Genomic DNA, 17,388 nt, shown 5'->3' with positions numbered 1-17,388 from the left:
GTATTGAGTGAAAAAAAGGGCGCGGGGCTTTGTCTCGCGCCCTTGTTTGTCCGGGGGGGGCACTTTACATCCAAGGGCATGAAACTTCGCATCCCCTTTCGCCATAGCCCTCCGCGGGTCAATGTCGTGCGCCTGAATGGCGCAATCATGACCCGTCAGGGCGGCTTGAACGACCAAAGCCTTGCGCCCGCCATCGAGCGCGCCTTTCGCAAGGGCAAGCCCACGGCGGTGGCGCTGTCGATCAATTCGCCGGGTGGCTCGCCGGTGCAGTCGTCCTTGATCGCGGCGCGGATTTCGCGGCTGGCGGCGGAAAAAGAACTGCCCGTCTATGCCTTTGTCGAGGATGTCGCGGCCTCGGGTGGCTATTGGCTGGCCTGTGCCGCCGACAAGATTTTCGTCGATACCAGCTCCATCGTCGGCTCCATCGGCGTGATCTCTGCGGGCTTTGGCTTTGATCAGCTGATCGCCAAGCATGGGATCGAACGTCGGGTCTATACTTCCGGTAAATCGAAAAGCCAGATGGACCCGTTCCGACCCGAAAACCCCGAAGACGTGGCGCGGATCAAAGGGCTTCAGGAAGAAATCCACGAGGCCTTTATCCAGCACGTCACCACGTCCCGCGGAGAGCGGCTCTCGAAAGAGGTCGAGCTTTTCGATGGCGCGTTCTGGACCGGGGCGAAGGGGATCGATCTGGGCCTTGCGGACGGGATCGGGCATCTCGTGCCGAAGATGAAAGAGATTTACGGCGATAAGGTGCGTTTGACGGTGTTCGGGCCGAAACGTCCGCTGTTGCGCCGCTTCGGGACTGAATTGGCCTCCGGTCTGACGGCGCAGGTCGAAGAACAGGCGCTTTGGGCCAGGTTCGGGCTCTGACATCATGATGTTCAAGGTCATCAGCGTTTTTCTGATCTTCATGATGGTTTTGGCCATCTTCGGACGGCTGCGCTTTCCTGGACAGCAAAAACTCAAAGACATGAAATGCCCCCGCTGCGGGCGTTACAAAATAGGCAAGGGCGCATGCGCCTGTGAAAAGGGCAAACCCTGATGGATTTCATTTACGCGGTCGCCGGTTTGGTGCTTTTGCTCGTGGCGGGGGATATGTTGGTGCGTGGCGCCGTGAACCTGTCTCTGCGGTTGGGGATTCCGGCGCTGATCGTCTCTCTGACCGTTGTGGCCTTTGGCACCTCCGCGCCTGAGCTTTTGGTCTCGGTCTCCGCAATTTTCGACGGCGTGCCGGGGCTGGCGCTGGGCAATGTGATTGGCTCGAACACCGCCAATGTGCTGCTGGTTCTCGGTGTACCCGCCCTGATTTCGACGCTGCATGTGATCGACAATTCCACCCGCGCCTCCTACCTCCAGATGATCGGAGCGACGGTGCTTTTCATCCTCTTGGCGATGCGTGGTCAATTCGACTGGATCGCCGGGGTCGTGCTTTTGGCGGCGCTGTTCTCGATGATCGGGCACGCCATCTATCAGGCGCGCTGTCACCGCGTGGCGCAGCGCGATGCTCCTGAGGAAGAAGAGGTCGAAGGCGCCGATCCCGATATGCCCTGGGCCAAGATCATCGGTTTTCTGATCGCCGGTCTCATCGGTCTGCCTTTGGGGGCGGACATCCTCGTTGACGCTTCGACCAATATCGCGCGGGCTTTCGGCGTGTCTGAAACCGTCATCGGCCTGACCCTTGTGGCCCTTGGCACCTCCTTGCCGGAGCTTGCAACCACGGTGATGGCGGCGCTTCGCAAACAGGCCGATGTCGCCTTTGGCAATGTCATCGGCTCGAACATGTTCAACCTTTTGGGCATCATCGGCGTGTCGAGCCTCGTTGGCACGCTTCCGGTCGATTCCGAGCTGATGGACTTCGACATCTGGGTCATGCTCGGGGCCTCGGTGATCCTCGGGGTGTTCGTCCTCAAACGCATCGACATCACCCGTCTTTGGGGGATCGTCCTTTCCGCCCTATATGTCCTCTACATTCTGGCAGTTCTGAGCTGAGGAGAGGATTTTGCAGGACAAAAGAGCGCTTGTGACCGGGGCGGCGCATCGGCTTGGCCGGGCTATGGTTTTGGCCTTGGCGGAGGATGGCTTCGATGTGGCTGTGCATTGCAACAGCTCGACGGACGCGGCCGGTGAACTTGTCGCGAAACTGCGCGCCATGGGGCGCAAGGCCTCCGTGCTTCAGGCCGATCTTTTGGACGAGGCGCAGGTCGAGACGCTGGTGCCGCGTGCGGCGGAGGCCTTGGGCGGGCCTTTGACGCTTTTGGTGAACAACGCTTCGATTTTCGAACAGGACAGCCTGCCGGATGTGACCCGTCAAAGCTGGGATCGGCACATCGAAAGCAACCTGCGCGCGCCGTTTGTGTTGCTGCAAGCCTTCGCGGCGCAGGCGCCCGAGCCGGTTGTGGATGCGCGCGGGCGGCCCCGTGCGCAGGCGCTTGTTGTCAACATGATCGACCAGCGGGTGCGCAAGCTGACACCGCAGTTCATGAGCTACACTCTGGCCAAATCTGCGCTCTGGACGCTGACGCAAACGGCGGCGCAAGCACTGGCGCCGAAGGTGCGTGTGAATGGCATTGGGCCGGGCCCGACCCTGCAAGGTGCGCGCCAGTCGGATGAGGCGTTTGCCGAGCAGCAAAAGGCCACGCTTTTGCAGCGCGGGGCCGACCCTGAGGATATCTGTGAGGCACTGCGCTATCTGTGTGCTGCAAACGCTGTGACGGGGCAATTGATCTGTCCCGATAGCGGGCAACACCTGGCCTGGGAAACGCCCGATGTGGATGTCACGGAGTGACCCTGCGGCAGGGTGTCGCGAAAAGTTTTGCACCTTGGGCAGGTTTGTTTCATTTCTGTTACTAAAATGTAAATCATTTCAATGATTTGCGGGTCTTATAAAAATATTTCCCTTAAAATCAATGGCTTGAAAATATGACTGTTTTTTGGGCAAACTCACGAAAATACACGGAAACAAGGGAAAATCACGGTTCACGAAAACTTATCGGCAGGGTTATCCACAGGAATGGTGGATGAGTTTCCTCTTGCCCCCAGTGCGATAAGATTGCAGCCGGAGACGGGAATCAGAGACAGGCAGATGAGCGAAGAGACGACCCCAAAAGAAAGCGCTTTGGAGAGCCCTGTGGAGAGCATGGGGGAAAGCAAAGACATCCCGCGCGGTCACAAGGTGATCGACGCCTATGTCAAACAGCTCGACGGCTCTCCCGGCGTCTATAGGATGCTCGATCCCGAACATAACGTGCTCTATGTCGGCAAGGCGAAGAACCTGAAAAACCGGGTCTCGAATTACGCGCGTCCCTCGGGGCACTCCGCGCGCATCGCCAAGATGATTTCCGAGACCTCGCAGATGATGTTCCTGACCACGCGAACGGAAACCGAGGCGCTTCTCTTAGAGCAAAACCTGATCAAGCAATTGAAGCCGCGCTACAACGTATTGTTGCGCGACGATAAGTCGTTTCCGAATATCCTCGTCACCCATGATCACGCGTTTCCGCAGATCACCAAACATCGCGGCGCGCGCAAGCGCAAAGGGTCGTATTATGGCCCCTTCGCCTCGGCCTCTTCGGTCAATCGCACGCTCAACCAGCTGCAAAAGGTCTTTCTGCTGCGGAACTGTTCGGATGTGGACTTTGAGTCTCGCACGCGGCCCTGTCTGCAATATCAGATCAAACGCTGCACCGGGCCTTGTGTGGGAAAGATTTCGAAAGAGGACTACGCCGAACTGGTGAATGAGGCGGAGCGGTTCTTGCAAGGCCGGCACTCTGGGCTTCAGGAAAAGCTGGCGCATGACATGCAAGAGGCCTCTGACGCCATGGAGTTCGAGAAAGCGGCCGGGCTGCGTGACCGGATCCGGGCGCTCACCAATGTGCAGACCGCCCAAGGCATCAACCCGCGCACCGTGGGCGAGGGCGATGTGATCGGGCTGCATATGGAGGGCGGGCAGGCCTGTGTTCAGGTCTTCTTCATCCGCGCGCATCAGAACTGGGGCAACAAGGATTTCTATCCGAAAACCAACGGGGCGGAGGCCGAAGAGGTCTTGGCCGGTTTCATCGGGCAATTCTATGAAAAACGCGATCCGCCGCGTCAGTTGATCCTGTCGCATGACATCGAAGAGCGCGAGCTGATGGCCGAGGCGCTGTCGGAAAAAGCGGGCAAAAAGATCGAAATCCTCGTCCCGCAAAGGGGCGAGAAACAGGAGCTTGTCGCCTCCGCACTGCGCAATGCCCGCGAAAGTCTGGGCCGCAAAATGTCCGAAGGTGCGGCGCAGGAAAAACTGCTCGAAGGTCTCAAAGAGGCCTTCGACCTGCCGCGTGTGCCCGCGCGCGTCGAGGTCTACGACAACTCCCACATTCAGGGGGCGCATGCGGTTGGCGCGATGATCGTCGCGGGGCCGGAAGGCTTCATGAAAAACCAGTACCGCAAATACGATATCCGCGGCGACGACATCACGCCGGGCGATGACTTTGGCATGATGAAAGAGGTGCTGACACGCCGGTTCAAACGCCTTTTGAAAGACGACCCGGATCGTTCCAAAGGTCTCTGGCCTGATCTCTTGTTGATCGACGGCGGCGCCGGGCAGGTCTCCGCCGTGCATGAAATCATGGTCGAACAAGGCGTCACCGATGTGCCGATGATCGGCGTGGCCAAGGGCATCGACCGCGATCAGGGTAAGGAGGAATTCCATCGCATCGGCCACCGTGTCATGGCGCTCCGCCGCAACGATCCGGTGCTCTATTTCATCCAGCGCATGCGGGATGAGGCGCACCGTTTTGCCATCGGCACCCACCGGGCGAAGCGTTCGAAAGCCATGGGGCTGACGAAACTTGATGAAGTGCCGGGCGTGGGCGCGACCCGCAAACGGGCGCTTTTGGCACATTTCGGCTCGGCCAAGGCGGTGTCGGGCGCGAACCTCGCCGATCTCAAGGCGGTGGATGGAATTTCAGAGAAAGTGGCCCAGACGATCTACGACTTCTTCCATGAGCACGGGTGACGGGGTAAGGAGAGAGCCATGACATGGAACCTGCCCAATATTCTCACCGTCTTCCGGTTGCTCTGCGCGCCGGGGGTGGCGCTCGTTTTTCTGATCCTGCCGCGCCCCGTCGCCGATTGGGCCGCGCTGATCCTGTTTGCCTCCGCTTCGATCACCGATTTTCTCGACGGCTATCTGGCGCGCAAATGGGACCAGATGTCGAAATTCGGCGCCATGTTGGACCCGATTGCCGATAAGGCGATGGTGGTCACGGCGATTGCGGTCTTGACCATGTTGCATGGCGCGAATGCGTTGATCGTCATTCCCGCCGCCTTCATTTTGCTGCGCGAAACCTTCGTGTCTGGCCTGCGGGAATTCCTGGGCGACACCGCCGGGACTTTGAAGGTCACCAAGCTTGCCAAATGGAAAACCACGGCGCAGATGGTCGCCATTGCGGTGCTCTTTGCCTATGGCGCGACCGCGGTTGCGGCCTTGTTCACGCTGGGGCTGCTGATCTTCTGGATCGCCGGGATTTTGACCGTGATCACCGGTTGGGATTATCTGAGCAAAGCCATGCCCTATCTGAGAGACAGCCATGAAGATTGAGGTGCTCTATTTCGCTTGGGTGCGCGAGCGCATCGGGGAGCCGCGCGAGACGTTGGAGACCGAGGCCGCGACCGTGATGGATCTGGTCGAAGAGTTGCGCGCCCGCGAGCCGCGCTATGATCTGGCGTTTTCCGATCTCAAATCCCTGCGTGTGGCGCTTGATCAGGAGCTGACCGAGTTCGACGCCTCCTTGGACGGCGTGCGCGAGGTGGCGTTCTTTCCGCCCATGACGGGTGGCTGAGATGCAAGTGACCGTCCAATCCGAAGATTTCGATCTCGCCCAAGTGCTCAAAGGCTTTGGCAAAGCGCCCAACACCGGCGCGACGGTCAGCTTCACAGGACGGGTCCGCGATGACAGCGGTACGCTGGAGCATATGGAGATCGAGCATTATCCCGGCATGTGCGAGGCGACGATCACCAAGATCGCCGAAGAGGCTGCCACGCGCTGGTCGCTCACCGATTGCCTTGTGATCCATCGCTACGGCAATCTCCGCCCCGGCGATCAGATCATGATGGTCGCCACCGCCGCCCGCCACCGGGTGGAGGCGTTCGAGGCCGCCGAATATCTCATGGATTACCTGAAATCCCGCGCGCCCTTCTGGAAGAAAGAAGTGACGCGCGAGGGCGCCGATTGGGTCGCCGCGAAAGACGCCGATGAAGAGGCTTTGAACCGCTGGTGAGCCCGCAGATTTTAACCAAGACAACGACCGAGAAACGAACCATGACCAAACGTATCGCGCTTTCAAGCGACCACGCCGCCATCGAGCTGCGTCAAGCGATTGCCAAACATATCACCGAGCAGGGCTATGAAGCCGTCGACATCGGTCCGACCACGCCGGAGAGCACGCATTACCCGAAACATGGGCAGGCGGCGGCGGAGCTTGTCGCCTCTGGCGATTGTGATCTGGGCATCATTCTGTGCGGGACGGGCCAAGGCATCATGATGGCCGCCAATAAGGTCAAAGGCATCCGTTGCGGGGTCTGTTCCGACAGCTTCTCCGCCCGGATGATCCGTCAGCACAACGATGCCAATATGCTCTCCATCGGCGCGCGCGTGGTGGGCGAGGGCCTCGCGCTCGACATCGTGGATGCTTACCTGTCCGCCGAATTCGAAGGCGGCCGCCACGCCACCCGCGTGGATATGATCGAAGCGGAATAAGCGCCTGAAACGTGAAGACGCGGGGGCTTACCCCGCGTTTTGCCGTTCGATATAAGCGCGCAGCTCTTCGGCCTCCTGGCGCGCCTCACGCAGGCCTTCCATCGCAGCGCGCAGTTCCGCGTCGGTTTGATTGGCCTGATTGGTCAGCTCGGATTCACGTTGCTGATAATAGTGGATCGCCTGATCGCGTTCTTCTTCGGCCTCATGCAATTGCTGCGCCATGGTGTCGAGATCGCTCATCTCGCCCTGACCCACACGCACAAAGCGATGGATCAGCCAATGCGCAAACCAGCCCAGCAAAAAGGCGATGAAGAGCACGACTGCGGTCGCGATGATCAATTCGGTTCTGTTCATTCTTCCGTTTCCCCGTCTTCAGATGCGGTATCTGCACCCTCTGCCCCATCCGTGGCCCCATCCGTATCTGTCGCCGCATCGTCCCCCCGCGGCGCGTCAGATGTGTCCTGTTGTGCCTCATCTTGCGCGGTTGCCGTCTCCGGCGCCTCTGCGTTCAGCAATTTAAATTCGATCCGACGGTTGGCCTCGCGCCCCTCCTCGGTGTCGTTGTCCGCGATCGGCTGGCTTTCGCCATAGCCCTGCGCGGTGAATTTCACGCCTGCCACACGGCGCATCAGCAACCCGTCGAGCACCGAGTTGGCACGTTGGGTCGAGAGGTTGAGGTTCATCACCTCGCCGCCCTGGCTGTCACTATGCGCGCCGATCTCCATTTCGACCTCTTCGCAATCCTTGAGCACCTCGGCGATCTGGTCGAGGGTCTCGTTGGCGGCTTCGTTCAGCTCGGTCGAGCCGGGATCAAAGACGATTTTGTTCGCCGCGATGCGTTGGTTGGCGCGGTCGACGCACTCTTGTGGCGTCGGGAGGTTGAGCACCGGATCGAGTTTCCGCACGTAAGTGACATCGATGGTGAATTGTTCGCCGTCACCCAGTTTCGCGGATAGGAGGCTTGCGATCTCGGCGCGGGCGTTCTCGTTGCCGGTCTCGCCCCGCACGGTCACGAGGTCCTCGGTCATGGTCGCGGAGCCGCGGTTCAGCTGGGCCAGTGCTTCGATGGCGGCCATGGCGCGCAGGGACCAGCCGTCGGGCAGGTCATCTTCGACGCGCATCGCGGAATAGACCGAGGCGCTGCCGAAGGCGGCTTTGGCCAGCGCTTCGGTCGCGGCCTGGCTGCGCTCGTCGGCGATGCGGCCGCGCAGCTGGGTCTGGCCTTCGGGCGAACGGATGACGATGAACTCGGGGCGGGTTTCTTCTTCGGCCTCTGTCTCCGCCTGCGGCAGGCTGCTGTGCAGGGTGAAGGTGGCGGGAAGATCGGCTTCCAGCTCGCCCACGACCCTGTCGAAGAGCGACGCAGAAGTGCCCTCGGCGGCGATCAGGCTGACATCGCCGTCGGAATAGGTGATGCTGCCCTGACCCAAGTCCTGAAGCGCGCGCATGCCGGTTTCGACCGCCGCAGCCCATTGTGCCGTGGGCGAGCCGAGGCCGATGGTGCAGGTCGGGTTCTCAACGCCTGCGGCTTTCGCGGCGGCCAGAATGCGGGCGTGACCCGACGGCGTTTCGGCGACACAGGCGTCAAAGCGCGGGCCATTTGCGTCGATGATAAAGCGCACCGTGAAGGGGGTGATCACGGGCCGGGGCGCGGCCACGTCGATGGCCACCGGAAGCGTGTCGGGCAGGGCGCGGATCAGGGCGCGCTCGAAGGTGACTTTCTGCTCCTTGCTGTCGGCCAGAGCCGTGAGCGTGATGCCGTCGGCGGCGATGGAGATTTTCGAGCGGGGCAAAAGACCAATCGCGGTGCGGCCGAATTCGGTGGCATCGCCCCAGTTTTCGGGCACCGGATAATCCGCCTGTTCCAGAAGATCGGCGACGGAGCCGGTGCCGCTCGCGCGTTTCAGTGCTTCGATAAACCCTTCGCGGTCCCAACCGCTGGGCACCAGACCGATCAGAGAAATGCCACTGTCATTGCGCAGGATCTCGATGGAAAACCGCGGCGCGGGGATGGCCTCTTGTTGCACGACGTTCATCACGTTGATGACGCGGGAGGGATCGACCACATGGCCCGCCGCGCGCTGGGCGGCCAGTTGCGTCTGTTCGTCCGGCGCGGTGCCGGTGAGCACGATCTGCAACCCGTCGCCCTGCACATCCACCCAGTCATAGCCGCGCATCGCCAATTGGTTGTCCACGGCTTTGGTCGAGGTGTTCTCGATCACCGTGGCCCCGATGGCGGCGGCCCCGAGGCTGAGGATGAGGCCCGCGATGAGGGCGGCGAAGACGGGTAGGAATTCTGAAATGCGCATCAGGGAACAAGACGCCTGTTTGTGACTTTGGCCTTTGTCTTAGGGGGTTCGGCGGATTGCTGCAATCAAAGGAAGACCGCGATGGCAAGAAACAGCGCAGCCAAGAGCCCCGTGTCGCGGTTCGCGCGGAACAGAGAGAGGCAGCGATCCGGGTCTTCGGTGTCGAGCCGCGACATCTGCCAGGTCATGTGCAGCCCCATCGCCCATGGCGCGCCAAGCCCCACGACCAGCGCCAAAATCGAACGGTCAGCCAGCGCCTCGATGATGCCTGCGGCCATGAGCACCACGGTGATCACGAGAAAGCGTTTGAGCCAGCGCGGGGTGTCGTCGCCAAAGCGGCGCGCGGTGGATTTCACGCCGATGAGCGCATCGTCTTCTTTGTCCTGATGCGCATAGATTGTGTCGTAGAAGATCGTCCAGGCGATGCCCGCCAGATACAAAAACACGGGCGCCGTGGTGAGTTTGCCCGCGACGGCGGCATAGGCCAAAAGTGCGCCCCAGTTGAAAGCGATGCCCAAGAACACCTGCGGCCACCATGTGAACCGCTTGGCGAAAGGATAGATCGCGACGGGCAAAAGCGAGAGGATGCCCAAGAGGATCGCGAGCTTGCCGAAGGTCAGGAGGATCGCGAGGGCGATGAGGCTTTGCACGATCATCCATGCCGCGGCCTGTTTCACCGTGACCTGACCGGAGGGAATCGGACGGCTTTTGGTACGCTCCACCTTATCGTCGAAATCCCGGTCGGTGATGTCATTCCATGTACAGCCCGCCCCACGCATGAGCCAAGCGCCCAGAGCGCAGCCGATGATGATCCAGACCGTCCGCAGGCTCAGAGTTCCGACCTCAGCCGAGGCCAAAAGCGCACCCCACCAGCAGGGAATGAGCAACAACCATGTGCCCACAGGCCGATCCGCCCGCGACAGCCGCAGGTAGGGACGCGTGGCGGGGGGCGCAAGTCGGTCCACCCAATTGCCCTTCACCGCATCGGCCACTTGTCCGTTCATCTCTGGTGTTGGCTGCTCATCGGTCATATGTAATGTCCATGGTTGAAGCGAAAATCAGGCTCTATGTAGATCACCCGCTTGCAGTGGGGCAATCCATTCCTCTGGAAAGGGATCAGGCGCATTATCTTTTTGGCGTGATGCGCCAAGGGGAGGGCGCCTTTGTCGCGCTGTTCAATTCCCGCGATGGCGAGTTTCTGGCGGAGGTCACGCAGGCGGGCAAACGCGGTGGAGAATTGACCTGTCGCGAAAAGACCCGCGATTTGCAGATGCCGCCCGATCTCTGGCTCTTGTTTGCTCCGATCAAAAAGGCGCGCACCGATTTTATTGTCGAGAAAGCTGCCGAGATGGGGGCGAAACGCATCGTCCCCGTGGCGACGGATTTCACCAATTCCGAACGTATCCGGCAAGACCGGTTGCAGGCCCATGCCGTCGAGGCCGCCGAGCAATGTGGCGGGACTTACGTGCCCGAGGTGGCCGATCTGGTGAAGCTCGATAGGCTTTTGTCAGACTGGGATGCGGAGCGGCAGATCATGTTCTGTGACGAGACGCTTGTGGGCGCTGAGGAGGCGCTTGGGGATGTGAAAGGTGGCAAATGGGCCATTCTCATTGGTCCAGAAGGTGGGTTCTCCGAGGCTGAGCGCAAACGCCTGCATGCGTTGCCCTTTGCTCATGCGGTGTCTCTCGGTCCTCGCATCCTGCGCGCCGACACGGCGGCGGTCGCGGCGCTGACGATCTGGCAGCAACAGCTCGGTGACTGGTGATGCGCCCCGAGGTGAAAGCCCTGCTCTGGCGCTGGCGTGAGGTTGTCGTGGCGCTTCTGGTCGTCACGCTCATGGGCCTTTGGGCCGCGTCTTCTTTCGGTGTCATGCGCTGGATCGCGCTGGGGTTCACTGCGCTCTCCGTGATCTTCGCCGTTGCGGCCATTCAGCGCGCGCGCTTTGATCGGGGCGGCGGCGGCTTTGGTGCGGTCGAAGTGGACGAAGGCGTCGTCTCTTTCTTTTCCCCTCTGACGGGCGGACAGGTTGAGATCGAGGCGCTGATCGCCGTCACTCTGGTCCCCACCGGCAAGGGCCACGCCCATTGGCAATTGGATGCCCCCGGCCAGCCGCCCTTGACCATCCCCGTCAACGCCCACGGGGCCGAGGCGCTCTTTGATGTCTTCGTCACGCTCGAAGGTCTCGAGACCGAAAAAATGCTGCGCCAGATCAAACAGACACCGGATCACCCGGTCGTGATCTGGCGGAAACGCACAGCGGTTCTTCACTGAGCGCAAATCACAGAAGGTCCGGGCCGCATTGACTTCGCCGCCCGCATCGCACAACTGTACCCGAACGATTTGCAACTCTTTCGGAGCACCTTCCCCCATGTCCATTCCTCAATCCGGCGGCGGGCCGATCGAAAGCTATGACGATCTCGTGGGTTATCTTGCTGAGGGCTGTAAGCCCAAAGATCAGTGGAAAATCGGCACCGAACACGAGAAATTCGGCTATTGCGAAGATGCTCTGATGCCGTTGCCCTATGCGGGCGAGCGTTCGATCAAGGCGATCCTCGAAGGGTTGCAGGACCGCTATGGTTGGAACCCGATTTTCGAGGGCGAGTACCTCATCGGGCTTGAACTGAACGGCGCGAATATCTCGCTGGAGCCAGGCGGGCAGTTGGAATTGTCCGGCGCGCCTTTGGACAACATCCACCAGACCTGTGACGAGGTGAACGAACACCTCAAGGAAGTGCACACCATCGCCGACGAAGTGGGCGCGCGGTTTATCGGGCTTGGCATGGCGCCGACCTGGACCCATGACGAGATGCCGTTGATGCCCAAAGGCCGGTACAAGCTGATGGATTCCTATATGGCGACCGTGGGCGAGACCGGCAAAGACATGATGCGCCGCACCTGTACCGTGCAGGTGAACCTCGATTTCGCCTCCGAGGCCGACATGGTGCAGAAATTCCGCACCGCTCTGGCGTTGCAGCCGGTGGCGACCGCGCTCTTCGCCAATTCGCCCTTCAAAGAGGGCAAGCTCAACGGTCACAAATCCTGGCGCTCGCGCATCTGGCGTCACCTCGACGCCTCGCGCACCGGCATGCTGCCGTTTGTGTTCGAAGACGGCATGAGCTTTGAGCGCTATGTCGACTATGCCCTCGATGTGCCGATGTATTTCGTCTACCGAGACGGCAAATACATCAACGCGCTGGGCCAGTCCTTCCGCGATTTTATGAAAGGCGAACTGCCCGCGATGCCCGGCGAAAAGCCGACGATGTCGGATTGGGCGGATCACCTCACGACGCTCTTCCCCGAGGCTCGGATCAAGAAATACATGGAGATGCGCGGCGCCGATGGTGGCCCGTGGCGTCGCCTCTGCGCGCTTCCGGCGTTTTGGGTCGGGCTGATGTACGATCAGAGCGCGCTCGATGCGACCTCTGACCTGATCAAGGGCTGGACGCCCGAGTTCCGCGAAGAGCTGCGCGTCGCCGCCTCCGTCGATGCGCTTCAGGCCGAGGTTGGTGGCGTCAAAATGCTCGATCTCGCGCGCGAATGTGTGTCGATTGCCGAGGCGGGTCTCAAAGCCCGTGGACGTGCGGGTGCAGGCGGCATGGTGCCGGATGAAACCCACTTCCTGAGCGCGCTCAAGGACAGCATCGAAACTGGCCAAGCCCCTGCGGACGAGCTGATCGCGCGTTTTGAAGGCGACTGGAACGGCGACGTGACACGCGTCTTTGGCGAATACAGCTATTAACTTTTAGCTCTGCTGCCCCAGCACATGTTTGCGATAATAGTCGTGCACCTCTTGGCGACGCGCCTCTTCGCGCGTGTCCCAAGTGCTGGCGCTTGCCTGATTGTTCACGCTGGGCACATTGACGAGAGCTGCATAGGCCCCCATTTGACGCTCGGTCAGCTTGTGCGTGCCGCCAGAAGGTGGCCCGTAGCTGTTTTCACCTCTGTCCGAGCCCCGGAACATCAGCATGATGCTGACAACGAGCGAGGCGACAGGGATCATAAACAGGAAAATCGCAAAGCCCGACCAGTTGAAATCGTGAAACCTTCGGCAGGTGAGCGCCCAGCCGGGGATCAGGTTCACAAGGCAAAACACCCCGATCGCGAGGAGTGCGGACTCATCCGATCCCGTGAGAGCGAGCATGAAAAGGAAGGCCGAGACCACGAAGGAATAGAGGCCAATCCAATTGTATTCGGCGCGGGTGGCGCGTCCCGAAAACTGGAAATACCGAAAGTAAAAATTTTCAATCGCTTGCAATGGACCAATCATAACAGGCTCCTGATCTCCAAATATGGGCTCAGATTAACCATCACTTGTGGCGTAAATTGGGCCTCAAAAGGACCGTTTGCGGTCTCTTAGCCCTTCTGGCCGATCTTGGTTTCCGTCCCGGCCTTGAGCCGCGCGATGTTGTCGCGGTGTTTGTAGAAAATCAGGCCGGTCAGGATCAGCACCAGAAGGGCGCCATGCAAATGGTAGAAAAACGCGGTGTAGATCGGCGCCAAAAGTGCGGCGATCAGGGCCGAGAGGCTTGAGTAGCGCGTGATCACCGCCACCAAGAGCCAGGTGCCACAGGCCAAAAGCCCAACAGGCAAAGAGAGCGCCAAAAGCGTGCCGAGGAAGGTCGCAACACCTTTCCCCCCTTTGAAGCGCAAAAACACGGGATAGAGATGCCCGAGCATGGCGAAAAGCCCGGCGATGCCGGCCAGTTGTTCGCCCAAAAGCGCCCGTGCCAGGATCACCGCCAGCGCCCCTTTGCCGCTGTCCCCTAAAAGCGTCAAAAAGGCCGCCACTTTGTTGCCGGTGCGCAAAACATTGGTCGCGCCGATGTTGCCCGACCCGATCTGGCGCAAATCGCCCAAACCAAAGAGCCGCGCCATGACGATGCCAAAGGGGATCGAGCCCAAAAGATAGGCCAAAAGCGCGGTTATGATGATCAAGAGAAGCGTCATGGTCTTTTCCGTGGTTTAAATACTCAAAATAGGATGCGGCGGCGGGGCTCAGCCGTCGAACACCCGCATCCCATCGACCCAGGTGCCTTTGACAATGCCCTGCATCCGGGCGCCGTCAAAGGGGGTATTCTTGGATTTCGAACGGAGCTTGAACCGATCCAGCACAAAAGGTGCATCCGGGTCGAAGAGCACAAGATCCGCAGGCGCGCCCTCAGAGAGACGCCCGCTCGAAAGTCCCAGCCGTTTCGCCGGGTTCAACGCCATCGCCCGGAACAGCTCCGGCAAGGTCAATTGGCCCGCGTGGTACAGGCGCAGCGCGGCGGGGAGCAGCGTCTCAAGCCCCACGGCCCCCGAGGCGGCTTCCTCAAACGGCAGGCGTTTGCTCTCTTCGTCCTGCGGTGTGTGCATCGAGGAAATCACGTCGATCAAGCCGGAGGCCACCGCCTCGACCATCGCCAAACGGTCGTCTTCGGAGCGCAGCGGCGGTTTGACTTTGAAGAACGTCCGGTAATCGCCCACATCCAGCTCGTTGAGCGTCAGGTGGTGGATCGACACGCCCGCCGTCACATCAAAGCCATTCTGTTTCGCCCGCTCCAGTGCAGGCAAGGCGCGGGCGGTGGTGATTTGGTCGAAATGATAGCTGACATTGGTCATCTCGATCAGCGCCAGATCGCGGTCGAGGCCCATGCGTTCGGCCATCGGCGACACGGCGGGGAGGCCGCGCAGGGCGGCGAATTTGCCGGAGGTGGCGGCGGCACCTTTCGACAGACCCGGCTCCTGCGGGTGGCCGATCACCAGCGCGCCACAGGATTTCGCGTAGGTCAGCGCGCGCTGCAACACCTTGGTGTTCTCGATGACATGATCGCAATCGGTAAAGGCCACGGCACCCGCGTCGCGCATGAACCCGATCTCAACCATCTCGCGGCCCTCGCGGCCTTTGGTGAGGGCGGAGAGGTGTTTGACCTTGACGATGGCATCGCTCGCTGCGCGGCGTTGGACGAATTCCAAAACCTCGGGCGTGTCAATCGCGCTCAGCGTATCTGGGCGCGTGACAATCGTCGTCACCCCGCCCGCGGCGGCGGCGCGACCGGCGGAGGCAAAGCTTTCCTTATGACGCTCACCGGGTTCCGAGACTTTCACACCCAGATCGACGATCCCGGGGGCAAGGCATTTGCCGCCACAGTCGACGGTCTCGCCCAGCGGCGGCGTGCCCGTGCCGCTTTCCGCGATGACATCGCCCTCGACGCGCAGCCACCCCAAAGTATCGGTCTGGGTTTCCGGGTCGATCAGACGGGCATTGGTGAAAATGGTCATACTGAGCCTTTCTGAATATCGCGGATCAGCCCGTAGACGGTGCGGGCATCGGGGATAAGAGCAAACGCGGGCGTGCTGTCGAATTGTTCGCCGACAATCGGCTCTGCGCGGGTGTTGAAGGTGATTGTGCCGGGGTCTTGGCCGTCGAACTCCACACCCAAAGAGGGGCGCAGGTCGAGGGCCAAAAGGGTCTTGCCGGAGAACGGCATGTCGCTCGCGAAGAACGCGCGGCGGGAACTCAGCGAATACCATGTGCGCCGCGCGATGAAAGGGCCCAAAAGCAGGGGCGCAAGCGCCACCAAAAGACCGGTGATGAATTGGAACAGGCCGAAAATCCAGAACCCGCCTGCCACAAAAGCATTCACCATCCAGAACAGGGCAAAGCCCGCAAAGACCACGCCGAAAAACGCAAACGGCAGGCCGGGGCCACGCCATTGTATGCGTTGATCAGGCTGCCCCTGCCACAGCACCCGCTCATTGGGGTGGAGGATGTCCGCCCAGCCCTCGGTCATCCGCCGATCCAGACGAAGACGGCGACAAAGAGCGCGAGGAAGATGAGGACAAAGGTGGCGACCATGCCGGAGATGCGCGCCGAGGACTTCGGCGGCTTGCCCTGCGGCAGCTGGCCTTTGGCGCTGTCGCTCTCAATCCCGATCACCGGCGGGATGTCGAGGGCCGTGCCGTAGCGCCCGATCAGCGCAAAGGGCGGCTCCGGCGCAAAGCGGGTGTCTTTGACATTGAGCGCCTTGGCGTGGATCAGCAGAACTGGCCCGGTGAGCGCATCGAGACGGCTTGTGTCCTCGCCAATCTCAAACCCGCTGGCCTCGGAGAGATAGCGCGCAAAGCCATAGTCGCGCATGCTGTCCAGATCGAAGCGCTCGACGTGGTCCATGTCAGGCGTGGCCCAAAGGCCCAAAGCCTCGGCCAGTTCTTCGGGCGAAAGGGCTTCGAGGGCGTCCATGGGGCCCTCATAGGAAAAGGCCCAGACCAGCTTTTGCCCAAACTGTAGCTCTGACTGCGGAATATCGAGAATGTTGCTCACACCATCACCCCCGCCTCTTCGCGCGAGGCCTTGAGGTTGCGCGCGAGCAAATCCATCGCGGCCATGCGCACGGCGACACCCATTTCGACCTGTTCCTGAATGACCGACCGGTTGATGTCGTCGGCAATGGTGCCGTCGATCTCGACGCCGCGGTTCATCGGCCCCGGATGCATCACAATGGCGTCGGGTTTGGCATGCGCCAGCTTGTCGGCATCCAGCCCGTAGCGGTAGAAATATTCGCGCTCCGACGGGATGAAGCCGCCATCCATGCGCTCTTTTTGCAGGCGAAGCATCATCACCACATCGACATCTTTCAGGCCCTCGGCCATGTCGTCGTAAATCTCGCAACCAAATTCGCGGAACTGCTGCGGCACCAAAGTGGGCGGGCCGACGAGGCGCACACGGTTCTCCATTTTGCCCAAGAGCATGAGGTTCGAGCGCGCCACGCGAGAGTGGGCAATATCCCCGCAAATCGCGATGTTGAGACGGTGCAACCGGCCTTTCGCGCGCCGGATCGTCAGCGCATCGAGCAAAGCCTGCGTCGGGTGTTCGTGCTTGCCATCTCCTGCGTTCAGCACCGCGCAGTTGACCTTTTGCGCCAGGAGATCCACCGCACCTGAATGCGGGTGGCGCACGACCAAGAGATCGGGATGCATCGCGTTCAGGGTCAGCGCCGTGTCGATCAACGTCTCGCCCTTTTTGATCGAGCTGGCCTGCATCGCCATGTTCATCACATCGGCACCAAGACGCTTGCCGGCCAGTTCGAAAGACGACTGCGTCCGTGTCGAGTTCTCGAAGAACATGTTGATCTGGGTGAGGCCCTTGAGGGCGTCGGAATGTTTGTTGGCCTGACGGTTCAGGTCGACGTAGCGCTCCGCCACATCGAGAATAGTGGTGATCTCATCGGGATGAAGCGGCTCGATCCCCAGAAGGTGTTTTTGCCGGAATGCCATGAGATAACCCCCTATGTGCTTTCCCTCGCTTATAGAAAAGCACGCGCGGGCGGGCAATGCGCCATTCTCGACTTTTACGC

21 protein-coding genes are annotated in these 17,388 nt (G+C 60.7%); 12 read left to right on the top strand and 9 right to left on the bottom strand.

Features of this window, described 5'->3' with window-relative positions:
- The first annotated feature begins 78 nt into the window (after nucleotides 1-78).
- The 9 genes from HCZ23_RS16070 (at nucleotide 79) to rpiB (ending at nucleotide 6,743) form a co-directional block, all read left to right on the top strand.
- Nucleotides 79-873, top strand: coding sequence for a S49 family peptidase (locus tag HCZ23_RS16070; RefSeq protein WP_167602756.1), 795 nt, complete (start codon nucleotides 79-81; stop codon nucleotides 871-873).
- A 4-nt stretch (nucleotides 874-877) separates the two neighbouring features.
- Complete coding sequence (locus tag HCZ23_RS16065; protein ID WP_167602755.1) at nucleotides 878-1,045, top strand: hypothetical protein; 168 nt, start codon at nucleotides 878-880, stop codon at nucleotides 1,043-1,045.
- A complete protein-coding gene (locus HCZ23_RS16060; protein ID WP_167602754.1) occupies nucleotides 1,045-1,992 on the top strand; it encodes a calcium/sodium antiporter in 948 nt (315 codons plus the stop codon). Before HCZ23_RS16065 ends, HCZ23_RS16060 begins: the two co-directional genes overlap by 1 nt.
- 10 nt (nucleotides 1,993-2,002) lie before the next feature.
- On the top strand, nucleotides 2,003-2,788 hold the full coding sequence (locus tag HCZ23_RS16055) for an SDR family oxidoreductase (RefSeq protein ID WP_167602753.1): 786 nt from the start codon (nucleotides 2,003-2,005) through the stop codon (nucleotides 2,786-2,788).
- Between the two features lie 351 nt (nucleotides 2,789-3,139).
- Complete coding sequence (uvrC, locus tag HCZ23_RS16050; RefSeq protein WP_167602809.1) at nucleotides 3,140-4,999, top strand: excinuclease ABC subunit UvrC; 1,860 nt, start codon at nucleotides 3,140-3,142, stop codon at nucleotides 4,997-4,999.
- Between the two features lie 18 nt (nucleotides 5,000-5,017).
- On the top strand, nucleotides 5,018-5,584 hold the full coding sequence (pgsA, locus tag HCZ23_RS16045; RefSeq protein ID WP_167602752.1) for a CDP-diacylglycerol--glycerol-3-phosphate 3-phosphatidyltransferase: 567 nt from the start codon (nucleotides 5,018-5,020) through the stop codon (nucleotides 5,582-5,584).
- The gene (moaD, locus tag HCZ23_RS16040; protein ID WP_175580913.1) at nucleotides 5,574-5,825 is read left to right on the top strand and encodes a molybdopterin converting factor subunit 1; all 252 of its coding nucleotides are present in this window, start codon (nucleotides 5,574-5,576) and stop codon (nucleotides 5,823-5,825) included. Before pgsA ends, moaD begins: the two co-directional genes overlap by 11 nt.
- A 1-nt stretch (nucleotide 5,826) precedes the next feature.
- The gene (locus HCZ23_RS16035) at nucleotides 5,827-6,264 is read left to right on the top strand and encodes a molybdenum cofactor biosynthesis protein MoaE (protein ID WP_167602751.1); all 438 of its coding nucleotides are present in this window, start codon (nucleotides 5,827-5,829) and stop codon (nucleotides 6,262-6,264) included.
- 41 nt (nucleotides 6,265-6,305) lie between these two features.
- Nucleotides 6,306-6,743 (top strand): ribose 5-phosphate isomerase B, encoded by a 438-nt coding sequence (gene rpiB / locus HCZ23_RS16030; protein WP_167602750.1) that lies wholly within the window; start codon nucleotides 6,306-6,308, stop codon nucleotides 6,741-6,743.
- Nucleotides 6,744-6,770: 27 nt separating this feature from the next.
- Here the strand turns inward: rpiB and HCZ23_RS16025 are convergent, their stop codons facing one another.
- The 3 genes from HCZ23_RS16025 to ubiA form a co-directional block, all read right to left on the bottom strand.
- Nucleotides 6,771-7,097, bottom strand: coding sequence for a hypothetical protein (locus HCZ23_RS16025; RefSeq protein ID WP_167602749.1), 327 nt, complete (start codon nucleotides 7,095-7,097; stop codon nucleotides 6,771-6,773).
- Nucleotides 7,094-9,052, bottom strand: a complete 1,959-nt coding sequence (locus HCZ23_RS16020; RefSeq protein WP_167602748.1) for an OmpA family protein — start codon at nucleotides 9,050-9,052, stop codon at nucleotides 7,094-7,096. Before HCZ23_RS16020 ends, HCZ23_RS16025 begins: the two co-directional genes overlap by 4 nt.
- A gap of 65 nt (nucleotides 9,053-9,117) precedes the next feature.
- The gene (gene ubiA / locus HCZ23_RS16015; RefSeq protein WP_167602747.1) at nucleotides 9,118-10,083 is read right to left on the bottom strand and encodes a 4-hydroxybenzoate octaprenyltransferase; all 966 of its coding nucleotides are present in this window, start codon (nucleotides 10,081-10,083) and stop codon (nucleotides 9,118-9,120) included.
- Between the two features lie 11 nt (nucleotides 10,084-10,094).
- Here ubiA and HCZ23_RS16010 point away from each other — a divergent pair, with 11 nt between their 5' ends.
- The 3 genes from HCZ23_RS16010 to HCZ23_RS16000 all read left to right on the top strand — a co-directional run bounded on the left by HCZ23_RS16010 (nucleotide 10,095) and on the right by HCZ23_RS16000 (nucleotide 12,791).
- The gene (locus HCZ23_RS16010) at nucleotides 10,095-10,817 is read left to right on the top strand and encodes a 16S rRNA (uracil(1498)-N(3))-methyltransferase (protein WP_167602807.1); all 723 of its coding nucleotides are present in this window, start codon (nucleotides 10,095-10,097) and stop codon (nucleotides 10,815-10,817) included.
- The gene (locus HCZ23_RS16005) at nucleotides 10,817-11,323 is read left to right on the top strand and encodes a hypothetical protein (protein WP_167602746.1); all 507 of its coding nucleotides are present in this window, start codon (nucleotides 10,817-10,819) and stop codon (nucleotides 11,321-11,323) included. The genes HCZ23_RS16010 and HCZ23_RS16005 overlap by 1 nt, the downstream gene beginning before the upstream one ends.
- Before the next feature lie 97 nt (nucleotides 11,324-11,420).
- A complete protein-coding gene (locus tag HCZ23_RS16000; protein WP_167602745.1) occupies nucleotides 11,421-12,791 on the top strand; it encodes a glutamate--cysteine ligase in 1,371 nt (456 codons plus the stop codon).
- A 3-nt stretch (nucleotides 12,792-12,794) separates the two neighbouring features.
- Here the strand turns inward: HCZ23_RS16000 and HCZ23_RS15995 are convergent, their stop codons facing one another.
- From HCZ23_RS15995 to HCZ23_RS15970, 6 genes are all read right to left on the bottom strand, one after another.
- Nucleotides 12,795-13,319, bottom strand: coding sequence for a DUF805 domain-containing protein (locus HCZ23_RS15995; protein ID WP_167602744.1), 525 nt, complete (start codon nucleotides 13,317-13,319; stop codon nucleotides 12,795-12,797).
- A gap of 86 nt (nucleotides 13,320-13,405) precedes the next feature.
- The gene (gene plsY / locus HCZ23_RS15990; protein WP_167602743.1) at nucleotides 13,406-13,999 is read right to left on the bottom strand and encodes a glycerol-3-phosphate 1-O-acyltransferase PlsY; all 594 of its coding nucleotides are present in this window, start codon (nucleotides 13,997-13,999) and stop codon (nucleotides 13,406-13,408) included.
- A gap of 48 nt (nucleotides 14,000-14,047) precedes the next feature.
- Nucleotides 14,048-15,313 (bottom strand): dihydroorotase, encoded by a 1,266-nt coding sequence (pyrC, locus tag HCZ23_RS15985; protein ID WP_167602742.1) that lies wholly within the window; start codon nucleotides 15,311-15,313, stop codon nucleotides 14,048-14,050.
- The gene (locus HCZ23_RS15980) at nucleotides 15,310-15,825 is read right to left on the bottom strand and encodes an aspartate carbamoyltransferase catalytic subunit (RefSeq protein ID WP_167602741.1); all 516 of its coding nucleotides are present in this window, start codon (nucleotides 15,823-15,825) and stop codon (nucleotides 15,310-15,312) included. Before HCZ23_RS15980 ends, pyrC begins: the two co-directional genes overlap by 4 nt.
- The gene (locus HCZ23_RS15975; protein ID WP_167602740.1) at nucleotides 15,822-16,355 is read right to left on the bottom strand and encodes a hypothetical protein; all 534 of its coding nucleotides are present in this window, start codon (nucleotides 16,353-16,355) and stop codon (nucleotides 15,822-15,824) included. Before HCZ23_RS15975 ends, HCZ23_RS15980 begins: the two co-directional genes overlap by 4 nt.
- The gene (locus tag HCZ23_RS15970) at nucleotides 16,352-17,308 is read right to left on the bottom strand and encodes an aspartate carbamoyltransferase catalytic subunit (protein ID WP_167602739.1); all 957 of its coding nucleotides are present in this window, start codon (nucleotides 17,306-17,308) and stop codon (nucleotides 16,352-16,354) included. The genes HCZ23_RS15975 and HCZ23_RS15970 overlap by 4 nt, the downstream gene beginning before the upstream one ends.
- Nucleotides 17,309-17,388: the final 80 nt, after the last annotated feature.

It is taken from the genome of Celeribacter sp. HF31 (assembly GCF_011806455.1).
In the GTDB taxonomy this organism is placed as follows: Bacteria; Pseudomonadota; Alphaproteobacteria; order Rhodobacterales; family Rhodobacteraceae; genus Celeribacter.
This window is presented reverse-complemented; position numbering and strand designations above follow the sequence as displayed.